Annotated in this window: 21 protein-coding genes and 1 pseudogene; 17 read left to right on the forward strand and 5 right to left on the reverse strand. The window is 47.4% G+C overall.

What is annotated here, in order from left to right:
- Positions 1-13 precede the first annotated feature (13 nt).
- From ACIFO6_RS01600 to ACIFO6_RS01635, 8 genes and pseudogenes are all read left to right on the forward strand, one after another.
- Positions 14-262, forward strand: coding sequence for a sulfotransferase (locus ACIFO6_RS01600; protein ID WP_430037336.1), 249 nt, complete (start codon positions 14-16; stop codon positions 260-262).
- A gap of 163 nt (positions 263-425) precedes the next feature.
- Positions 426-2,351, forward strand: a complete 1,926-nt coding sequence (locus ACIFO6_RS01605; protein ID WP_430037338.1) for an asparagine synthase-related protein — start codon at positions 426-428, stop codon at positions 2,349-2,351.
- A 53-nt stretch (positions 2,352-2,404) separates the two neighbouring features.
- Positions 2,405-2,533 carry a paeninodin family lasso peptide gene (locus tag ACIFO6_RS01610; protein WP_013369856.1) on the forward strand — a complete coding sequence of 43 codons (129 nt, stop codon included), beginning with the start codon at positions 2,405-2,407 and terminating at the stop codon, positions 2,531-2,533.
- A gap of 109 nt (positions 2,534-2,642) precedes the next feature.
- On the forward strand, positions 2,643-3,704 hold the full coding sequence (locus ACIFO6_RS01615; protein ID WP_430037340.1) for a serine kinase: 1,062 nt from the start codon (positions 2,643-2,645) through the stop codon (positions 3,702-3,704).
- Positions 3,673-3,975, forward strand: a complete 303-nt coding sequence (locus tag ACIFO6_RS01620) for a lasso peptide biosynthesis PqqD family chaperone (protein ID WP_430037342.1) — start codon at positions 3,673-3,675, stop codon at positions 3,973-3,975. Before ACIFO6_RS01615 ends, ACIFO6_RS01620 begins: the two co-directional genes overlap by 32 nt.
- A 1-nt stretch (position 3,976) precedes the next feature.
- A pseudogene (locus ACIFO6_RS01625) lies at positions 3,977-4,438 on the forward strand (lasso peptide biosynthesis B2 protein); the annotation flags it as partial.
- Positions 4,412-5,641 carry a nucleotidyltransferase domain-containing protein gene (locus tag ACIFO6_RS01630; protein WP_430037414.1) on the forward strand — a complete coding sequence of 410 codons (1,230 nt, stop codon included), beginning with the start codon at positions 4,412-4,414 and terminating at the stop codon, positions 5,639-5,641. The pseudogene ACIFO6_RS01625 and the gene ACIFO6_RS01630, both read left to right, overlap by 27 nt.
- A 20-nt stretch (positions 5,642-5,661) precedes the next feature.
- Positions 5,662-7,524, forward strand: coding sequence for an ABC transporter ATP-binding protein (locus ACIFO6_RS01635; RefSeq protein ID WP_430037345.1), 1,863 nt, complete (start codon positions 5,662-5,664; stop codon positions 7,522-7,524).
- A 56-nt stretch (positions 7,525-7,580) separates the two neighbouring features.
- Here ACIFO6_RS01635 and ACIFO6_RS01640 read toward each other — a convergent pair whose 3' ends face one another.
- Positions 7,581-8,495 carry a Ku protein gene (locus tag ACIFO6_RS01640; protein WP_430037347.1) on the reverse strand — a complete coding sequence of 305 codons (915 nt, stop codon included), beginning with the start codon at positions 8,493-8,495 and terminating at the stop codon, positions 7,581-7,583.
- Between the two features lie 372 nt (positions 8,496-8,867).
- On the opposite strand from ACIFO6_RS01640, the gene ACIFO6_RS01645 reads away from it, so the two are divergent.
- The 3 genes from ACIFO6_RS01645 (at position 8,868) to ACIFO6_RS01655 (ending at position 9,904) form a co-directional block, all read left to right on the forward strand.
- A complete protein-coding gene (locus ACIFO6_RS01645; RefSeq protein WP_430037349.1) occupies positions 8,868-9,266 on the forward strand; it encodes a RidA family protein in 399 nt (132 codons plus the stop codon).
- A 161-nt stretch (positions 9,267-9,427) separates the two neighbouring features.
- On the forward strand, positions 9,428-9,667 hold the full coding sequence (locus ACIFO6_RS01650) for a hypothetical protein (protein WP_430037351.1): 240 nt from the start codon (positions 9,428-9,430) through the stop codon (positions 9,665-9,667).
- A gap of 57 nt (positions 9,668-9,724) precedes the next feature.
- On the forward strand, positions 9,725-9,904 hold the full coding sequence (locus tag ACIFO6_RS01655) for an H-type small acid-soluble spore protein (protein ID WP_430037353.1): 180 nt from the start codon (positions 9,725-9,727) through the stop codon (positions 9,902-9,904).
- 101 nt (positions 9,905-10,005) lie between these two features.
- Here the strand turns inward: ACIFO6_RS01655 and ACIFO6_RS01660 are convergent, their stop codons facing one another.
- The 4 genes from ACIFO6_RS01660 to ACIFO6_RS01675 are packed head-to-tail and all read right to left on the reverse strand — an operon-like array spanning position 10,006 to position 13,348.
- Positions 10,006-10,662: a 3-oxoacid CoA-transferase subunit B gene (locus tag ACIFO6_RS01660; protein ID WP_430037356.1), complete on the reverse strand. Its 657-nt coding sequence runs from the start codon at positions 10,660-10,662 to the stop codon at positions 10,006-10,008.
- The gene (locus ACIFO6_RS01665) at positions 10,659-11,324 is read right to left on the reverse strand and encodes a CoA transferase subunit A (protein WP_430037359.1); all 666 of its coding nucleotides are present in this window, start codon (positions 11,322-11,324) and stop codon (positions 10,659-10,661) included. The genes ACIFO6_RS01660 and ACIFO6_RS01665 overlap by 4 nt, the downstream gene beginning before the upstream one ends.
- A gap of 41 nt (positions 11,325-11,365) precedes the next feature.
- Positions 11,366-12,106, reverse strand: a complete 741-nt coding sequence (locus tag ACIFO6_RS01670) for an acetoacetate decarboxylase (RefSeq protein ID WP_430037361.1) — start codon at positions 12,104-12,106, stop codon at positions 11,366-11,368.
- A gap of 57 nt (positions 12,107-12,163) precedes the next feature.
- Positions 12,164-13,348, reverse strand: a complete 1,185-nt coding sequence (locus ACIFO6_RS01675; protein ID WP_430037364.1) for an acetyl-CoA C-acetyltransferase — start codon at positions 13,346-13,348, stop codon at positions 12,164-12,166.
- Between the two features lie 601 nt (positions 13,349-13,949).
- On the opposite strand from ACIFO6_RS01675, the gene ACIFO6_RS01680 reads away from it, so the two are divergent.
- From ACIFO6_RS01680 to ACIFO6_RS01705, 6 genes are all read left to right on the forward strand, one after another.
- A complete protein-coding gene (locus ACIFO6_RS01680) occupies positions 13,950-14,537 on the forward strand; it encodes a DJ-1/PfpI family protein (protein ID WP_430037367.1) in 588 nt (195 codons plus the stop codon).
- A 30-nt stretch (positions 14,538-14,567) separates the two neighbouring features.
- Complete coding sequence (locus tag ACIFO6_RS01685; protein WP_430037370.1) at positions 14,568-15,266, forward strand: alpha/beta fold hydrolase; 699 nt, start codon at positions 14,568-14,570, stop codon at positions 15,264-15,266.
- Positions 15,267-15,358: 92 nt separating this feature from the next.
- Positions 15,359-15,592, forward strand: coding sequence for a helix-turn-helix domain-containing protein (locus tag ACIFO6_RS01690; protein ID WP_430037373.1), 234 nt, complete (start codon positions 15,359-15,361; stop codon positions 15,590-15,592).
- A 392-nt stretch (positions 15,593-15,984) separates the two neighbouring features.
- Positions 15,985-16,650 carry a helix-turn-helix domain-containing protein gene (locus ACIFO6_RS01695; protein ID WP_430037376.1) on the forward strand — a complete coding sequence of 222 codons (666 nt, stop codon included), beginning with the start codon at positions 15,985-15,987 and terminating at the stop codon, positions 16,648-16,650.
- The gene (locus tag ACIFO6_RS01700) at positions 16,563-17,072 is read left to right on the forward strand and encodes an amidase domain-containing protein (RefSeq protein WP_430037416.1); all 510 of its coding nucleotides are present in this window, start codon (positions 16,563-16,565) and stop codon (positions 17,070-17,072) included. Before ACIFO6_RS01695 ends, ACIFO6_RS01700 begins: the two co-directional genes overlap by 88 nt.
- An 8-nt stretch (positions 17,073-17,080) precedes the next feature.
- Entirely contained in the window at positions 17,081-17,389 is a 309-nt protein-coding gene (locus tag ACIFO6_RS01705) for a hypothetical protein (RefSeq protein WP_430037380.1), read from the forward strand.
- Positions 17,390-17,567: the final 178 nt, after the last annotated feature.

The following is a 17,567-nucleotide window of genomic DNA, read 5'->3' on the forward strand; positions in this document are numbered from 1 at the left end:
GGGAGGAGTTTCCTTGATTGATAAGCAAGGCGAGGGACTGGTTTTCCTGCTTAGTGTCCCCCGAAGTGGAAGCTCGCTAGTGACTACCATTTTGCAAAGCCACACCCGCCTGTTCGCCACGCAGGAAATGTGGTTTCTGTTCAGCCTGTATGATCTTCCCCAGTCGCAAGCACATCCCTATGAGGGAACTGGAATCACTTTGAGTGGAAGGACGCTTACAGGATGCTGGAAAAGCAGGATTCGGATAACAGGGGATTTATAATAAAAGTAGGACAGCTTCCTGTACTTCAAGATTCTCGACAGAATGATGCTGTACAGGTTGTAAATGATAGACGGCTCCGATCTCGTATTCCCTTTGCCCGTCAGCTGGGTCGCTGGGCATCCGTAGCGTTATCGGGTATGGAAAAAGAAAAAGGGGGGAAAACGTGAGTGCGATTGCCGGAATATACAGCTTCGGACATGAGCCCGTATGCACCGAAGAAGGCGGTAAAATGATGCAAGCTCTGCGAAAATATCCCGCCGACCGCGTTTGCGCCTGGTGTGAGGGGGCCATATTCTTGGGCTGCCACGCGCAGCATGTGACACCGGAATCCGTCCATGAGCGTCTCCCTTTCTATGACGAGGAACGGAATTTGGCAATCACGGCGGATGCGATTATTGACAATCGTACCGAGCTGTTTGAACGGCTGGGGGTGGGACAGGAACGGCGGCAAGACATCACGGACAGCGAGTTGATTTTGCTGGCATACGACAAATGGGCGCTCGACGCGGCCCGCTATCTGATAGGCGATTTTGCCTTTGTCATTTGGGATGCCGGGCGGCACAGATTATATGGCGCTCGTGATATGGCAGGAAGCCGCACGCTGTATACATACCAACATGACCGAGGGTTTGCATTCAGTACAGTAGTAGCCCCTCTTCTGACGCTGTCTTCCCTGCGAAAAGAATTGCATGAGCCGTGGCTGGCGGAATTTCTGTCGATCCGCGCCATGCAGGAATCCGTCGATATTGGGACGACTGGCTACAAGCATATAAACCAGCTCCCGCCCGCCCATTGGTTCACCATGGAGGAGGGAAAGTCAATCATCCATAAATATGCTTCTTTGGATGATGTGGAGCCGTTGCGGCTCAAAACCGGCGGCGAGTACGTGGAGGCTTTTCGCGAGGTATTCTCACAGGCGGTGAATGCCAGATTGCGCACGCATCGTGGCGTGGGAGCGGCCTTGAGTGGCGGTCTGGATTCCGGTGCGGTTGCCAGCTTTGCCGCACCGTCGCTGCGTTTGCAGCAAAAGCCTCTTCATGCGTACAGCTATGTGCCCGTTCAGGATTTTACGGATTGGACACCATCGACACTGCTGGCAAATGAACGGGCTTATATCCAATCCACGGCTCGATATGTGGGCAATATTCACGAAAATTACCTGGATTTTGAAGGGAAAAGCCCATTTTCAGAAATTGATATCTGGCTGGAATTGATGGAAGCTCCCTATAAATACTTTGAAAACTCGTTCTGGATCAGAGGCTTTTATGAAAAAGCACAGGAACAAAATGTGGGTGTGCTGCTAACCGGAGCGCGAGGGAATTTTACCATTTCGTGGGGGCCTGCGCTGGACTATTATGCCCGTCAGCTTCGTCGTATGCACTGGCTGCAATCCTTTCAGGGATTGTGGCAGTACAGCAAGCTAACCGGAAGGCGAGTATCGCATTTATTACCCGTGATGCTGAAAAAAGCGACCTCGCTCGATTCTCGTTCCTGGTTACGCGGCGGTAATCGGAGTCCGGTTCCTTCCCTCATTCACCCGGAGTTTGCCAAACGGATGAATGTAGAGGACATTCCGACTTTGAGTGGAACCGGGTGGATGAAGAATGCAGATCAGGCGAGAAAAGAGAAGTTCACGAACTTGGCGATTGCGAACAAAAATGGTTTGGTTGCGACCAAACTGTCGCTGCGTTACGGACTGTGGGAACGTGATCCGACCGGAGACAGTCGGGTGATCCGCTTTTGCCTGTCGGTGCCCTTTGAGCAATACGTACAAAAGGGTCGGGATCGCGCTCTCATTCGCGGAGCCATGCTGGATTATTTGCCCGATGATGTCCGGTTGAACCAGCGTGTACGCGGTGTACAGCCTGCGGATTGGCTGCACCGTATGCTCCCCTGCTGGGAGACGTTTATGGGGGAGCTTCAGCTGCTGTGCCATGATTTACATGCCGCCGAATTTCTGAATATTGATGTCATTAAAACGGCCATGGCGAAGTTTCGTCAACCGCGACCGGAGCAGGCGTCTGATCCCAGCCTACGGCTGCTAATGCACAGTCTGATTGTGTATCGTTTTATACGCAGATTTAACTGATCCAGCCTATCCGGTCAGACAGATACGTCGCTCGTTGGAGGGGAGGTGATGACATGAGTAAAAAAGAATGGCAAGAGCCAACCATAGAGGTGCTGGATATTAACCAGACGATGGCAGGTAAGGGCTGGAAACAGATTGACTGGGTATCTGACCACGATGCCGATCTGTATAATCCAAGCTAGAAAATGGTAATTATTCAATACACAGCCGTCTTTATTTCTTGGGGCTTGGAGGCTTCGCTCGAAGAAATAAAGACGGGATTTTTAAAGGGCAGAGGGAGTGAGTCCTATCGTGCATGACAGGAGTACCCATGTTAACCTGACGATGTATACAGCCTTTGGACTCAAGCTTGCCAGCGAGCTGTACCTGCCTGAATTGATACCCGCAGCGCCGGGAGCGGTGGAGGATGTGGTCATTCGTCAGGCTGATTTGACGGCATGGAGCGATCAGCTGGAGCAGACTAATTTTGTGATGCAGGATGAATGCTTTATGTTCCATATACCGGACACAGCCATTTACGCCGTCAGGGGAGGCAGGGAAATTGAAGTATGTTCTTACTCTGGCGCTGATCCGGACACGGTGCGGTTGTATGTGCTGGGCACATGTATGGGTGTCCTTCTGATGCAGAGACGGATACTGCCTATTCACGGGAGTGCGATAGTGATCGGAGGCAGGGCCTATGCTTTCGTGGGCGAATCCGGAGCAGGTAAATCGACGCTGGCTGCTGCTTTTACGCAGGCAGGCTATAGGATGGTCAGTGATGATGTTATTGCTATGCAAGCTACGGCTTCCGAAACCATAGTTTATCCGGCTTACCCGCAGCAAAAATTGGGTCTGGAAAGCTTGCTCCAACTGGAGGCTTTACAGGGTAATAGGCATGCACACAAAAGCAATCACGGGCTTGTTTTAATGGACGGCAATCCTGCGATGCTCCAATATGGACACTTGCGTAAGCTTACAGGTGAGCTGAATAAATATGCCGTGCCGAGAGTGGACTACTTCCACAACACACCGCTTCCCTTAGGAGGTATATTCGAGTTGGTGGTAGAGTCTCCAAATCGCGAGTTCCAACGTCAAGGGGAGTTGGCGGCGGTTACGGAGCAACCTTTGAACATGCTGGAGTGCTTGCATACGTTATTGCTTCATACATATCGCAGGGTGATCATTCCGCGAATGAGTCTGGGTGAATGGCATTTTGGAACGGCAGCCCGGATGGCCCGGCAGGTGGAGGGCTGGCGACTACTGAGGGATAGCTCGGCTTTTACCGCGTCCGAGGTTGTAGACCAGGTACTTGATATCATTCGTAAGGAGGAAAACAGCTATGGCAGCTACTCATTCGATGAAGGATCATGACCGTGTCATTCACGGTGAGGAAGTCTATGTCAGTGACATGGACGGGGAAAAGGTCATGATGAGCATCAACACAGGAAAATATTATAATCTCGGCTTCACGGGAGGACGAATCTGGGAGCTGGTGGAATCCTGCCCTTCACTCGGGGAGATCGTGGCTACTCTGACGGATGAATATGAAGTGGATGAGGAACGGTGCAGACAGCAGGTACATACCTTTGTGGCCGAACTGGAGCGGGAAGGACTGCTCAAGCTTTTGCGGGAGACGGTTTAAAATGTGGCTTCAACGCCTTCGTCGTCTATCCCCGGAGGTCAGGAGACTCCTGCCGGAAGCCTGGCTGCAACTGGGCTGGGCACGTCTTCACCAGCATCGTCCGTTTGAAGATTATGCACGCGGCTGGGGAATACGGATGGAAGAAACCTCTTGGGAGTGTGATGCCCGGCAGAAGCAAGCCGTTCGGCATATTTCACATGCGGTGGAGCTGGCAAGCCGGTATACCCCTTGGCGCAGTAGCTGTCTTGTGCAGGCTGCTGCCGCAATGACATTACTGGGTCGCAGAAAGCTGGACTGCACACTGTATCTTGGCACAGCCAAGAATGCTGCGGGACGTTTGGCGGCACATGCCTGGGTGCGGAGCGGATCGATTTATGTTACGGGCGAACGGGAGATGGGGGCGTTTACCGTGGTGGGCACCTTCGGCAGGCGTGCTGTGACGGACCCAAATACGAAGATTGCTGAAAGCAAGTCCACCTATACTGTTCTGAAGCCTGACCGCTGGAATGAGGATCAGGAATTAACGCTGCTGCTCTTTTTACTGCGAAAAGACGCCACGCCAAGGCTGGATACAGTCATTGCTGCTGATCTGTATGGATTGGATTGGGCCCGCTTGCTGCGGCTGGCAGAACACCATCGGGTGGTACCTGCGGTATATCTCCAGCTGAAAAGAATACATCATCCGGCCATCCCCGCTGAATTGCTGCGCAACCTCCAAGCGCAATATCACCGCAACACCTTACGTATGCTGCACCTGCAAGCGGAAGCTGGGCGGGTGACCGGGCTACTCATGAGTCAAGGCATCCGTGTACTTATGCTCAAGGGTCCTGCCTTGGCGCAGCAATTGTACGGGGATGTTTCCCTGCGTACCTCCAAGGACGTAGATTTACTCATTGCCCCGGACGACATGGATCAGGCGGAGCAATGGATGCAGGAAGCCGGGTATGTACCCAAAAGCGGAGAAGCGCGTGTCCTGGGCAGTTGGAAATGGAAGGACCATCATGCATCCTTTCTTCATCCGCATAAGCGGGTAGAGATAGAGCTGCATTGGCGGCTCCACCCGGATGCAGGCGGAGAACCTTCTTTTGAGGACCTGTGGAAACACAGGCAAATCGGTGAAGACACAGCCACAGGAGTACCCTGTGTGTACACGCTTGGCAGCGAGCACCAGTTTCTGTACCTTAGCGCACACGGGGCGCGTCACGGCTGGTTCAGGCTGCGCTGGCTGGTGGACATCGACAGGCTTGCGGTACGCGCCGTCGATTGGGAGGCGCTTCTGCCGATGATGCGCCGATATGGGGGCCTGCCTGCGGGCGGGCAGGCTTGGGCGCTCGCCGCTGCGCTGCTGGGCACCTCGATACCGGAGCCGCTGCGTCAGGTAGCGGCTACACGGCTGGCGCACAGGCTCGCGCTGAGCGCGCTGGACTTCATTCAGGCCAGCGTACCCACGGCGTACCCGGTAGCCGAACCAGCTACCCACCAGCCAACCAGTCGATCCTATTTGCTCTCCCTAAAGGGGCCGAGCCATCGATTGATGTACCTGATCAGCCGCTTGCTTCCTTCTACGGGCGATCCGGCGGTTTTACCGCTGCCTCGCCAGCTTCATTTTCTGTACATCCCTCTACGTCCATTTTTCTGGCTAAAACGGCGATTCTCAAAGCACTGACCTGATAAGGAGCGTGCATTATGTACCACCTGCGATTGTATATGACTAAGCTGTACGCCGTGAACGGCGGTGCGTTATTTCTCAATATTGGATGTATGATCATCGTCAGCGTACTGGAGGGGCTGGGTATTTACATGCTTGTTCCCATGCTGGCGGCTATCGGCATATTTGGCGGTCATGCAGGGATGGCCATCCTGTCAGGCGGATGGGATCATTTCTTGTTAAACATCCCTAAAAGCTGGCTGTTGCCGGGAATGCTGCTGCTTTTTGCGTTGCTGCTCATAGGGCAGGCTCTGCTTCAGCGTTACCAGTCCATTCTGAATTCGCGGATTCAGCAACGGTTCATGCGTTCCCTTCGAATAGAGGTATATACCTCTTTTATGAAGGCCCAATGGACTTTTTATTTGCGTCAGCGGAAGTCTGATTTCAGCCATGTGATGACAACCGAGCTGGCGCGTGTCAGTCAGGGAACCAACCTGCTTCTCCAGCTGACCACAGCCGTTATTTTTACGCTGATCCAGATTGCACTGGCTTTTTGGCTGTCTCCTTCTTTAACCGGACTGGTGTTTCTGTGCGGATTGGGGCTGTTTGTCGTGTTTCGCAGATCCATTCAAAACGCTAAACAACTGGGCGACCGTACCACCGAGCTTTCGCAGGTTTATTTTGCCGGAATTACCGACCATATGAACGGGATGAAGGATATTAAAAGCAATCTGCTGGAAGCCGCGAATATAGACTGGTTTCGCTCCTTGACCCAACGGATGGAGGACAATACAACCCAGTTTGTCCGGCAAAATGCAACCACACAATTTTTTCATCGCACAGCGGCTGCCGTATTTGTTGCTTGCATCATGTTTGTGTCACTGCAATGGCTACATGTCTCTCCTGAAAAGCTGATTGTGCTCATCCTTATATTTTCCCGCTTATGGCCAAGGTTCGCCCTTATTCAAGCGAGTCTGGAATATATCATGTCCATGCTGTCTGCCTTTGAAAGTGTGACCAAGGTACAGCAGGAATGCGAAGCTTTCTCAGATCCGTCGCTAACGGCACTTACAACCTTTGAGACTCGCGTTTCAAGCGATTTATCGGCAACCCATGAAGCTGTATCAGCATCTGTACGCCAACCCTTGTATCTACGTACGGGCATTGAATGCAGTGGTCTGGATTATCGGTATGAGGGTACAGCAGCGCTTGCATTACACCAAATAAATCTGTTTATCCCTGCTCGGGGAATGACGGCTATTGTGGGGAAATCGGGCGCAGGCAAAAGTACAATGGTTGACGTTCTGATGGGATTTTTACGATCAACTCAGGGCCAGATTAAAATAGACGGACATGTACTGGACGACGAGCTGTTGCCACAGTGGCGGCAATCGTTTGGCTATGTGTCACAGGACCCTTTTTTATTCCATGCCACCGTCCGTGAAAATTTAAAGCTGGCGGATGCGGATGCGAGTGAGCAGCAGTTATGGGAAGCGTTACATTTTGCAGCCGCAGACGGGTTTGTTGCCAGATTGCCCAAAGGGCTGGACACGGTAATCGGGGATCGCGGCATTCGTTTGTCAGGAGGGGAACGTCAGCGGCTAGTGTTGGCAAGGGCTGTCCTGCATCGCCCTCCGGTTCTCATTCTGGATGAGGCAACAAGTGCGCTGGATGGAGAGCATGAAGCCGATATTCAGGCGGCGCTGGAGCGGATGAAAGGCCAAATGACGCTGATCGTCATTGCCCATCGACTGTCGACCATCCGTCATGCCGATCAGATTGTCGTTATGGAGCAGGGCGAGATTATACAGCAGGGGAATTACCGTCAATTGGTGCAGGAGGAGCGTGGGGCGTTCAGTCAACTGCTGTCATACCAAAGCAGTGTGATCTCCACCCCATAGCTGCCTGTTCTGTTGACCATGCTTAGCTCCCTACTGGATATGGAATGGGCACAGTCTCAGGTTTCCTTGCGTTTGGCCGTGCTTCTTTTCTTTTTGATTGGGGTTGGGGAAACGACATCTCCTGCCACTGCTTGTTGTGTTGTTGTGGCTGCTGTTTTACGCGCAGGGCGTTTTTTTACGTCAGGGCCGGGATCAGTAACGACAGGCTTCACTGCCTCGATGCTGGCCTGAAGTGCAGCCATCAGGTCCACGACATTGGTCTGCGGCTGCGACGGGGCGATTCGGATCTCTTCTCCAGCCACTTTATGCTGAATGAGATCCAGCAGCCGCTCGCGGTACTGGTCCGTATATTTTGCTGCATCAAAAGGTGTAGATAGCTGCTCAATGAGCATTTTTGCCATGGTCAGTTCCTTCTCTTTAACTTCCTCCTGCCCCGGCAGATTAGGAACCTGGGACACTGGGCGAATTTCATCCGGGTAAAACATCGTCTCCACCGCCAAGCATTCATCCAGCACACGAATAGCCGCCAGACTGCTTTTGGATCGGATCGAGATTTGAGCAATGCCAATTTTTCCGGTATCCTTCATCGCATTCATAAGAAGCTTGTAAGCATTGGAGCCTGCCTGATCCGGGGACAAATAATACGTTTTTTGAAAATAAATCGGATCAATCTCCTGCAAGTCCACAAAATCCAAAATAACGATATTTTTATCCGCTTGTCCGCTGATTTGCTCCAGTTCCTCCTTATCGAACATGACAAACTTCCCTTTTTCGTATTCATAGCCTTTTCCAATTTCCTCCCATTCGACCTCCTTGTCACAAACGGGACACTTTCGTACATAACTGAGCGGACTTCCGCATTCCTTGTGAATATAACGCATGGAAATATCCTTATCCTCTGTAGCCGAAAACATCTTAACGGGCACATGAACCAGCCCAAAGCTGATCGCGCCTTTCCAGACCGTATGCATTCCGCCAGTCCTCCTTTTCTTTAATCCGCATGTTGTATCTCTCGATTTCAACGCTCGGCTGTGAGCATATCCATTTTTCACTTAGTATGCTTCGGAGAAAGGAATGTATGAGGTGTAAAGAAAAGAGCAAGCCACCATGATTTGAGGTTGTTAAGTTACATTTGTTATATTAAGATAAGGGATAATAAATAATCTTGCCATTTTATAAGGAAGGAGTGTTCATATCATGAAGAAAAGATCATTAAACTTTATATCTTTTGGATATGGATACTCTACTGCTGTTTTTTTCTAGAATCATTTTTATGGGTGGAGTCTGCCTAAAAATGGTTAGGAGAAACGGTAGAAAAATTTTAAAGTGACGAGGTCGATTCAATGAAACATGAAAAAATAACTAGAAAAAACCCGGCAGGTATGCCGAAACCAGTAGGGAATTACACACATATAACTAAAATTCCCAGAAATTCAGAGCTATTCGTAACTTCAGGTCAAATTGGAGTAGATCAGAATGGCCAATTCCCAGAAAGCCTTAACCTACAAATCAGTAATACTTTTAATAACATTAAATCAGTTTTGGACGCCGAACAATTAACCGCTGACAATATTATAAAAGTAAATGTATGGGCAACGGAGCAGATAGATTGGGATTACATGTATGCCCAATGGGAAAAGTTATTCGGGAATGATTATCCAGCAATGACTATTGGCTACCTTACTGCTCTAGGATTGCCAGAAATAAAAATTGAAATTGAAATTTGGGCAGCTAAAGCATAAAAATAATAACTCATTTATGGGAATGGAACCATAGATAGCCCCGGTCTTCGTGAGAAGCTGGGGCTGTTTTATGTTTAAGCTCACGAAAAATCCGCTTGCGCATGGTTACAGCTTTTGTGGTGCATAGTAAGGGATATCCGATTCAAAAGGAGGTACAATTTATGCCCGGAAAATCATATCCTCGGCAAATCAGGCATCGCGTGGGTCAAAGCCATATCGCCTTTCGGGGACCCGCCGGAGGCGAACAGGATGCATTGCCGCCCGAGTTTGCCCTTTCTCATGGAATCCAGCCGCCTTTTCCTGTAGCTGTGGGTCATGTGAATTTGGAGGCAGTGGTTTCAACCTCGCCTTCTCATAGCATCCCTTCATTGGACGTCGAACGGATCGTAGATGAGGACTAGGTGAACCTATATTACTGAACACATGTACACAAAACAAATCATCAGGAGGGGATCAGTATGAACGTGGAACGAGCAAAAGCGATTTACAATTCATCCGAAAACATTGCCGTGCAATTAGAGGGTAGACCAATCTGGATCGAGCATGTGGATGAAGCAAACGGTATGGCTACCGTACAGGTGGGCAGCAACCCGGGTAATACTCAAACCGTCCGTGTGGATCGTCTGGAAGAGCAATAAGAGATGGACAGAGGGTTAACGATGGGCTGACACGGGGTATCTACAAAAAAAGGCTCGCAATGGCTCATTGAGCAATTAGCGAACCCTACTTGTAAAAATGTTTATACTGCAATGGCCTTCAAATGTGGTGAAACCATCAGCTTAGCCTCTGTCACCATTTGAACATCTTCTACCGACAAACCCGGAGCAATTTCCTTTAGCATCAGCCCTCTACCCGGAATAACATCGATGACAGCCTTTTCGGTTACTATGGTCTTTACAACATTTACAGCGGTCAGGGGCAGCTTGCATTGTTTGAGTATTTTCGGCGCCCCATTTTTGTTCACATGCTCCATGGCTATAATCACTCTCTTGGCTCCGACCACCAAATCCATGGCTCCTCCCATCCCGGGTACTTTTTTCCCCGGGATCATCCAGCTTGCAAGATTGCCTTTCTCATCGACCTCCAGGGCGCCCAAAACCGTGATATCCACATGTCCTCCGCGGATGATGGAAAATGAAAGCGCACTGTCAAAAAAGCAAGCTCCTTCCACAGATGTAACGTAGTTTCCGCCTGAATCGATACAATCGAGTCTTTCTTTTCCCTGAGCCGCTTTGGGACCTACACCGAGGATTCCGTTCTCCGCCTGCAGCATAATATGAATGTTTTCGGGGATATAGTCCACCACCATTGTAGGCATTCCAACACCAAGGTTGACAACTTCGCCATCCTTGAATTCCTGGGCTATTCTTCGAACAATTAATTCTCTGTTATTCATGCGTGTCCACCCACCTTTACAATTGCGTCGACAAATATTCCGGGAACGTTGACATGATTGGGGTCAATTTCCCCCGCCTTTACGTATTCGTCTGTCTGAGCAACTACATACTCTGCTGCTGTAGCCATAACCAAATTGAAGTTGCGTGAAGAGCCGTTAATGACAAGATTCCCCTCTTCATCAGCCTGATGGGCTCTGATTAGCGCCACATCCGCTTTGAGCGGCAGTTCGAGCAAATATTCCCTTTCGTCAATTTCTATTTTCTGTTTTCCTTCCTCTACCATGGTGCCTACACCTACAGGTGTTAAAACACCGCCCAAACCGGCTCCCCCTGCGCGTATTTTTTCCGCGAGCGTTCCTTGCGGGAAGAGCTGAACCTCTGCTTCTTTCGTCATAAGGAGCCTTCCCGTTTCCGGATTAGAGCCGATATAGGATGCAAAAATCCGCTTTACTCTGCCGCTTTTTACAAGGTTATAGATAGATAATTCCGGCGTGCCTGTGTCATTGGAAATAATCGTGAGATTACTGGCGGAATTTGTGTCGACAAGCGCACGCACCAGATCCTCTGGAAAGCCTCCTGCCAGAAAACCTCCGACCATCACGGTGTCTCCGTCTTTGACCTTCTTAACTGCTTCTTCAGCGGAAATTACTTTGTTATTCATGGTTCCTTCTCCTTATATATATATTTTTAGGAAAGTAAACTTTATTGGAGATAATCGTAGAGGACTCTTCCATATGGAAGCGTTAAATCGGCAATAAAATGTTTTCCGCCAACATAAGCTTTAACCGGCAAATCTGCCACAGGAGCATTGACATGAGGGATCAGGCTTAATCTGGCAGGCCCTGACCAGGCTCCTTTTACAGTGATGGCTTCGAGATTATACGCCACTAACTGAGCAATTTTGGGGGTACCATCAACATCAGGAATTAATTTTAAATTAACTTGTGTTTTTGCAATGGCTTTAGCCGTTTCCTGTTCATCAAGAATATTATATTTGAAAGGGATGGTTCCCATGGCCACCAGGACGTTATTATAATGCAATGTACCCGTCAGCGTCTCTGTATCCTCAACGCTCAGGCGAGGCTTCGCCCATTTTTTCGGAAATCCCCAGATTTCACGTCCCCCAAGAATCGCAGGCGCGTTATCCAAATACATTTGGGCAACAAAATTACAGGGTTCTCCTTGAAAAGTACACGGAATGACAATACCGCTTTCCTCATAGCTTCCTAAACCGGATGAATCGGGCATCTTGATCCATTCATAGGAAACAGTATTGCTTCCATCCGGCTGAAGAGGTTCTGGAACCGCTTGTCTAATCGCAGCGGGATCGGATTCATAGGTAATGATAAAAAATTCCCGGTTGATGAAGCGGCATGGCGGGCGTCCATAACTGGCACTGGCCGCAGGCATGGATTGGAGTGAAAGTACATCTTTTTGATTCATAGCGATCTCCCTTCCTTTTGAGAGGTAGTCTCAAAAGTCATCTTTTGAACACGTATTTTAAATGAGTGCATTTTCAACCAGCATCGCTATTCCCATTCCGGTTCCGATGCATAACGAGGCTATGCCATAACGTGAGGATCTTCGCACCATTTCATGAACCAACGTTACTAATATCCTGGCACCGCTTGCTCCGACAGGATGTCCGATCGCGATCGCGCCGCCATTGACATTCACCTTCTCCGGACTGACCCCAAGCTCTTTCAATACCGCTAATGCTTGTGAGGCGAACGCTTCATTAATTTCAAAAAGATCAATGTCATTGATGGATATTCCCTGTTGCTTAAGAAGTGACGAAATGGCTTTTACCGGTCCCATTCCCATATATGCAGGGTCAACGCCAACAAGTGAATAACCCTTGATATATGCCAACGGCTTTAACGCATGTTCCTTACATTTGTCTTCAGACACTACAAGCATAGCTGCCGCGCCATCATTGATCCCCGAAGAATTTCCGGCGGTAACCGTTCCGTTCTCCTTAAACGCAGTTTTTAATTGAGAAAGCTTTTCTTTCGTTGTATTACCTCTTATGTGTTCATCCTCCGTGAAATAAATAGTTTCTTTTTTGGTTTTGATCATGACAGGAACAATCTGCTCTTCAAAAACCTTGTTGTTTTTTGCTTCTAAAGCCTTTAATTGGCTTTCATAGGCGAACTCATCCTGCTCAAGTCTTGAAATTCCATATTTCTCGGCAACATTTTCAGCGGTAATTCCCATATGGTAATTGTTGATCGGGCACGTTAGGCCGTCGGCCACCAGGGAGTCTACCAATTCACCGTTGCCAAGCTTGTAGCCGTTTCTTGCATTCCTTAGCAGATAAGGGGCGTTCGACATGCTCTCCATGCCTCCAGCCAAGACGATGTTGCTTTGTTCCGCTAATATGGAATCGTAGGCTAAAGCAACGGCATGAAGTCCTGAACCACAAACCGTGTTTATCGTTGATTCGGGTACATCAATGGGGATATCGGCTTTTAGTGCCGCCTGTCTAGCAGGATTTTGGCCATTGCCCGCCTGAAGAACATTTCCCAAATAAATTTGATCAATCAAAGCAGGCTCTAATTTACTTTGCTGAAGGCATGCTGTCATCACGGTTGCTCCCAATTCAGGAGCGCTTAGGGGCGCAAGGGTTTTGTTAAAAGAACCGACCGCTGTTCTCAACGGGCTTACTAAAGCCACTTTTTTCATAAAAATTCACATTCCTTTCGCTGTGTTCAAGACACAATACATCCATGACTACTGCAATTCCATTCGTAATTTCCGCTCTTACCTTACGAAGTACAGCGACTGCAAGATACATTTACATGCGGGCATATCATGGTGCCTAAGACGGTGAGTGTGACGGTTCGATCGCCTTCCTTCTTCCATTGGAAATTAAAACCAGTTTCATCATAGTCCCAATGCAGATTTTGCTCAATGTTCAAATATTTACATATATTTGTATACAGATGTTTATAAAGCCATATACTCCAAAATAGATAGGCCATTCTAATGTTTTCTGTTAATTTCTCGATTTTTCTGAAAATCATGATCATAAAATGAATTTTCTGTTAAAAATGAAATTTCTAATCAGCACGTGAAAAAGACGAGGCTAATCGTTGAATTTGCACACTTTCCTCTTAATCACGCCCCTCCTTTTCTTCGCAAATAACACCTAACTCATCGCTGGGAAAAAAAGCCCTTCAGAATTTTCTGAAGACGGCTTTGCCTTTGAAAAGGCGCTTTTTATATTGTTTAATCCAGGAAACAGGGTGTATAGTATGATTAATCTTTGAGGGAGGTGAGTCGTATGGACTTTAACATATGCTTGTTCGATGATTTTGAAACACTGGATGTATTCGGACCCGTTGAGATTTTTGGCCGCCTGCCTGAAGAGTATGACTTAAAATATTTCTCTATGAACGGGGGAATTATTGAGAGTCGGCAAAAAACCAAGATTGTTACAGAACCTATTGCACAAGCAAAGCACGATGGCATATTCATGATCCCGGGCGGACAGGGGACAAGAAGTTTAATCCATGACGATCAATTTATGAAACAGGTCAAAGAGATTGCGGAACAGTCCTGTTTTTGTATAACCGTCTGTACAGGTTCTGCGCTGCTTGCCAAAACAGGCTTGTTAAAAAACAGGCGCGCCACATCCAATAAATTAGCCTTTGATTGGGTGAAATCCATCGACACAGAGGTTGAGTGGATTCCAAAGGCAAGATGGGTAGTAGATGGAAAGTTCTATACTTCATCGGGTGTATCCGCTGGAATAGATATGTCCTTAGGCTTTGTTTCCGACCACTTTGGTCTTGAAAAAGCTCAACAGATGGCTAATCAAATTGAATACATCTGGAATTCCGATAAAAATGATGACCCCTTTGCGAGATAAGTATATTGCAAGAGATAAGGAGGTTCGATGATGACATCTTTCGTGCTGGTTCATGGCGCATGGCATGGTGGATGGTGCTGGGAGCGTGTGGTTCCGCTGCTCGAAGCCGAAGGCCATTTTGTCGCAGCGCCGACGCTGACTGGGCTTGCCGAACGGGCACCCGCACGCTCGCGAGATGTGAATCTAACGACACATATCAATGACATTGTGGATCATATTCGGGCTGCGAATCTTGATGATGTCACTTTGGTCGGCCACAGCTACGGCGGGTTTCCTGCGAGTGCCGCTGCGCTCCAGCTTCCCGATGTCGTCTCACATCTTGTGCTGCTCGATGCTTTTCTGCCGGACGATGGTGAGATGCTGCTGGACCATGCTCCAGCATTCATGGAGGAATATGGGGCACAGGCAGCCGCAGATGAAAGCTGGAACATTCCTCCACTTCCATCAACCCTGTTCGGGGTCGGAGAGCCGGATCAGCCATGGGTTGACGCTCAGTTGACGCCGCAACCAGTGAATACATATTTCGAGCGAACGCGTTTTGAAATCCCGTTCGATATTCAACGAAAATCCTATATACGTTGTGCTCAGGCACCTGGAGACCTGCTTGAGCGATCAATGTCGCGCGTGCGGAGTGACTCAGGCTGGCGCTATATTGAAATAGACGCGGCCCATGACGTCATGATTAGCGATCCGGAGTTGCTTGCATACGTATTACTCAAGCAACTCTGAACGATCTGGACAGCGTCTGCGGTATGAGCTTATGGAAACGAAAAAAACAGAGTAAGTCAACATGTAGTGCTTATTTTTTTGGATGGATTTCTATGGAACCTTTGAATATACGTTGTCGCCTTGGAGAAATGATGAGAGAACGTGGATTACAAAACAAAGATGTAGTGGAGTTAACAGGCGTGAGTCGAAACACAATTACCTCGCTTGCTGGCAATGCCACCAAACGTATAGATTACGATACACTCGGTGCATTGTGTCGCGGATTAGGTGTTACTACCGGTGATCTTCTGGAGTACATACCGAATGCCAAAGAAAGTACTGAATAATTGACATGGACCGTTACTATTAACGGTCTTTTTGCATATTATACTGGGCTGAGTAGACATATAAGGAATGTTTCGATGAGGAAAATTCTTTTGTTACACAGTCCTGATCCAATGGAATGGAGAAAAAGAAACAATTACAGTTAAAAAGAAATAATCGAATACCTTTTATTTAGTGCTCCAGTGATGAGGTTGGCCGTTGGTCAACCTTTTTTACATAGTATCTCTTAGATAAAGTAATTGATTGAAAAGTATACATATATATCCCAAAAGATGGTATACTCTGTGTCAAAAGGACCCTTTATTTTAACATTAGATTGTAACATGTAATGTTCCGATGAGTCGGTATCTGACTGACTACATAACAAACGTTAACGTTAAAGGGGTTGTTTATTGTGAACCATACAACCACGATTCGCACAGAACTGTTAAATTTCATGAAACACAATGATCTAAACATTAACCAATTAAGTAAGATAACAGGTTTAAATGCAGGCTCGATCAGTACCATGGTAAATGGCAATCGTGCGCTATCCGTTGAACAATTAGACCGAATTACGACAGCCATGGGATACATTAAAGGATATTTTTACGAGCAATATATTGAAGAATATTTGGCGCAAATCGCTCTAAATTGGCGCAGAATTAAACCTTTCTTGTACCGTTGTGCAGAGTTGGACAAGCAGGGATGCATCCAGCAGGTAATCGGTCTGCTATTGGACAAATTGATGTATTCCTCATGTTTGTTTGATCTTGCGGAGGAATTTTTCAAAGATGGCAAATATGCAATTGCGGCTATCCTTTATGAAGGTGTGGCTTTAAGTGAGAAAAGTCAACACTCGGAACGACTAGCTTTATGTCAGTATCGTTTATTTATGGCAAGACAGGGAGATAACCAAGAGCAAAACTATCAAGCAGCTATTGAGTTTCAGCCTTTTATTGATCGCTTGGATGAGATTGATCAACTGGATGCATTAAAGGATTTAGCAAACACCAATGGTGGGATGACCGTAATCCAACTTACTCTAAGTACTACGCCGATTATTTTGGTTGTTCTGTAAGTAGAGCATGTTGGAATGATTGCACCAACTTTGTTTCACAGGCATTATACGCTGGTGGTATACTGGAATGGGATGGTTTATATTTAACTGGTGATGATGCTTGGTACTTTAGAAATGGCGTCCCCTTTAAACCATCTCATAGCTGGGGGGGTGCACATAATTTCTATAATCACTGGAAGTATAGAGCTAAATTAGCATCTATTACAAATGATATGTCAATGGGAGACCCAGTAAATGCTGACTTCAATAATGATGGTGACATCGATCATACAGCTATTATAACTGAGTTTACGAATGGCCGTTTCTTTTTGACTCAGCATACAACAGATAGAAAAGACGCTCCCCTATCTACTTGGTATTCAAATGGCTACAAGGTTTATGCGTGGAAAATGAGTACTGCAAAAAGAAGCCCAAATGACTGAGGTGTTTTATGCGCTTGATTTGTTTAGTATTATTAATAATCCTTGCATCATGCTCAAATGTAACAGACAGTTCGACCAAGGAGGTTAGCGCTGAATATGAAAATGTTCAGGAACTTAACAATTTACCTGTTCCCAGCACTGCCATCGAAATTGATGAAAAATCTGCTAGAGATTTAAAGAACTATAAAATTCCTCAGTCCTTTGAAAATTTTAGTGCTTCATATCAAGAAAAACTCAAAGGTGAGGGATGGGAAATAACTGAAGTCGAGAGCAACAAGGTAATATCAGTAGAGAAAAAAATATTAAATACTTACTGATTATCACTAAAAGCTCTGACACTCAAACAACCAATGTTACAGTTAGAGAAAATTTTTAAGACCCCACACGGGGTCTTTTTTCTATAAATCGGACATTTTTTCTGAATTTATTCATCCTCATAATAGAAATAACCTCTTACACTAAGATCATAAAAGGAGAGATGCTCACCGTGCCGGG

Origin of the sequence: Paenibacillus sp. NRS-1781 (assembly GCF_050467745.1) — a bacterium.
GTDB lineage: Bacteria > Bacillota > Bacilli > Paenibacillales > Paenibacillaceae > Paenibacillus > Paenibacillus terrae_A.

What these genes read in the sequence shown, in the direction of transcription:
- ACIFO6_RS01610 (WP_013369856.1), top strand. Translation starts at nt 2,405, where the DNA reads ATGAGTAAAAAAGAATGGCAAGAGCCAACCATAGAGGTGCTGGATATT.
- ACIFO6_RS01620 (WP_430037342.1), top strand. Translation starts at nt 3,673, where the DNA reads ATGGCAGCTACTCATTCGATGAAGGATCATGACCGTGTCATTCACGGT.
- ACIFO6_RS01635 (WP_430037345.1), top strand. Translation starts at nt 5,662, where the DNA reads ATGTACCACCTGCGATTGTATATGACTAAGCTGTACGCCGTGAACGGC.
- ACIFO6_RS01640 (WP_430037347.1), bottom strand. Translation starts at nt 8,495, where the DNA reads ATGCATACGGTCTGGAAAGGCGCGATCAGCTTTGGGCTGGTTCATGTG.
- ACIFO6_RS01645 (WP_430037349.1), top strand. Translation starts at nt 8,868, where the DNA reads ATGAAACATGAAAAAATAACTAGAAAAAACCCGGCAGGTATGCCGAAA.
- ACIFO6_RS01650 (WP_430037351.1), top strand. Translation starts at nt 9,428, where the DNA reads ATGCCCGGAAAATCATATCCTCGGCAAATCAGGCATCGCGTGGGTCAA.
- ACIFO6_RS01655 (WP_430037353.1), top strand. Translation starts at nt 9,725, where the DNA reads ATGAACGTGGAACGAGCAAAAGCGATTTACAATTCATCCGAAAACATT.
- ACIFO6_RS01660 (WP_430037356.1), bottom strand. Translation starts at nt 10,662, where the DNA reads ATGAATAACAGAGAATTAATTGTTCGAAGAATAGCCCAGGAATTCAAG.
- ACIFO6_RS01665 (WP_430037359.1), bottom strand. Translation starts at nt 11,324, where the DNA reads ATGAATAACAAAGTAATTTCCGCTGAAGAAGCAGTTAAGAAGGTCAAA.
- ACIFO6_RS01670 (WP_430037361.1), bottom strand. Translation starts at nt 12,106, where the DNA reads ATGAATCAAAAAGATGTACTTTCACTCCAATCCATGCCTGCGGCCAGT.
- ACIFO6_RS01675 (WP_430037364.1), bottom strand. Translation starts at nt 13,348, where the DNA reads ATGAAAAAAGTGGCTTTAGTAAGCCCGTTGAGAACAGCGGTCGGTTCT.
- ACIFO6_RS01680 (WP_430037367.1), top strand. Translation starts at nt 13,950, where the DNA reads ATGGACTTTAACATATGCTTGTTCGATGATTTTGAAACACTGGATGTA.
- ACIFO6_RS01685 (WP_430037370.1), top strand. Translation starts at nt 14,568, where the DNA reads ATGACATCTTTCGTGCTGGTTCATGGCGCATGGCATGGTGGATGGTGC.
- ACIFO6_RS01690 (WP_430037373.1), top strand. Translation starts at nt 15,359, where the DNA reads ATGGAACCTTTGAATATACGTTGTCGCCTTGGAGAAATGATGAGAGAA.
- ACIFO6_RS01705 (WP_430037380.1), top strand. Translation starts at nt 17,081, where the DNA reads ATGCGCTTGATTTGTTTAGTATTATTAATAATCCTTGCATCATGCTCA.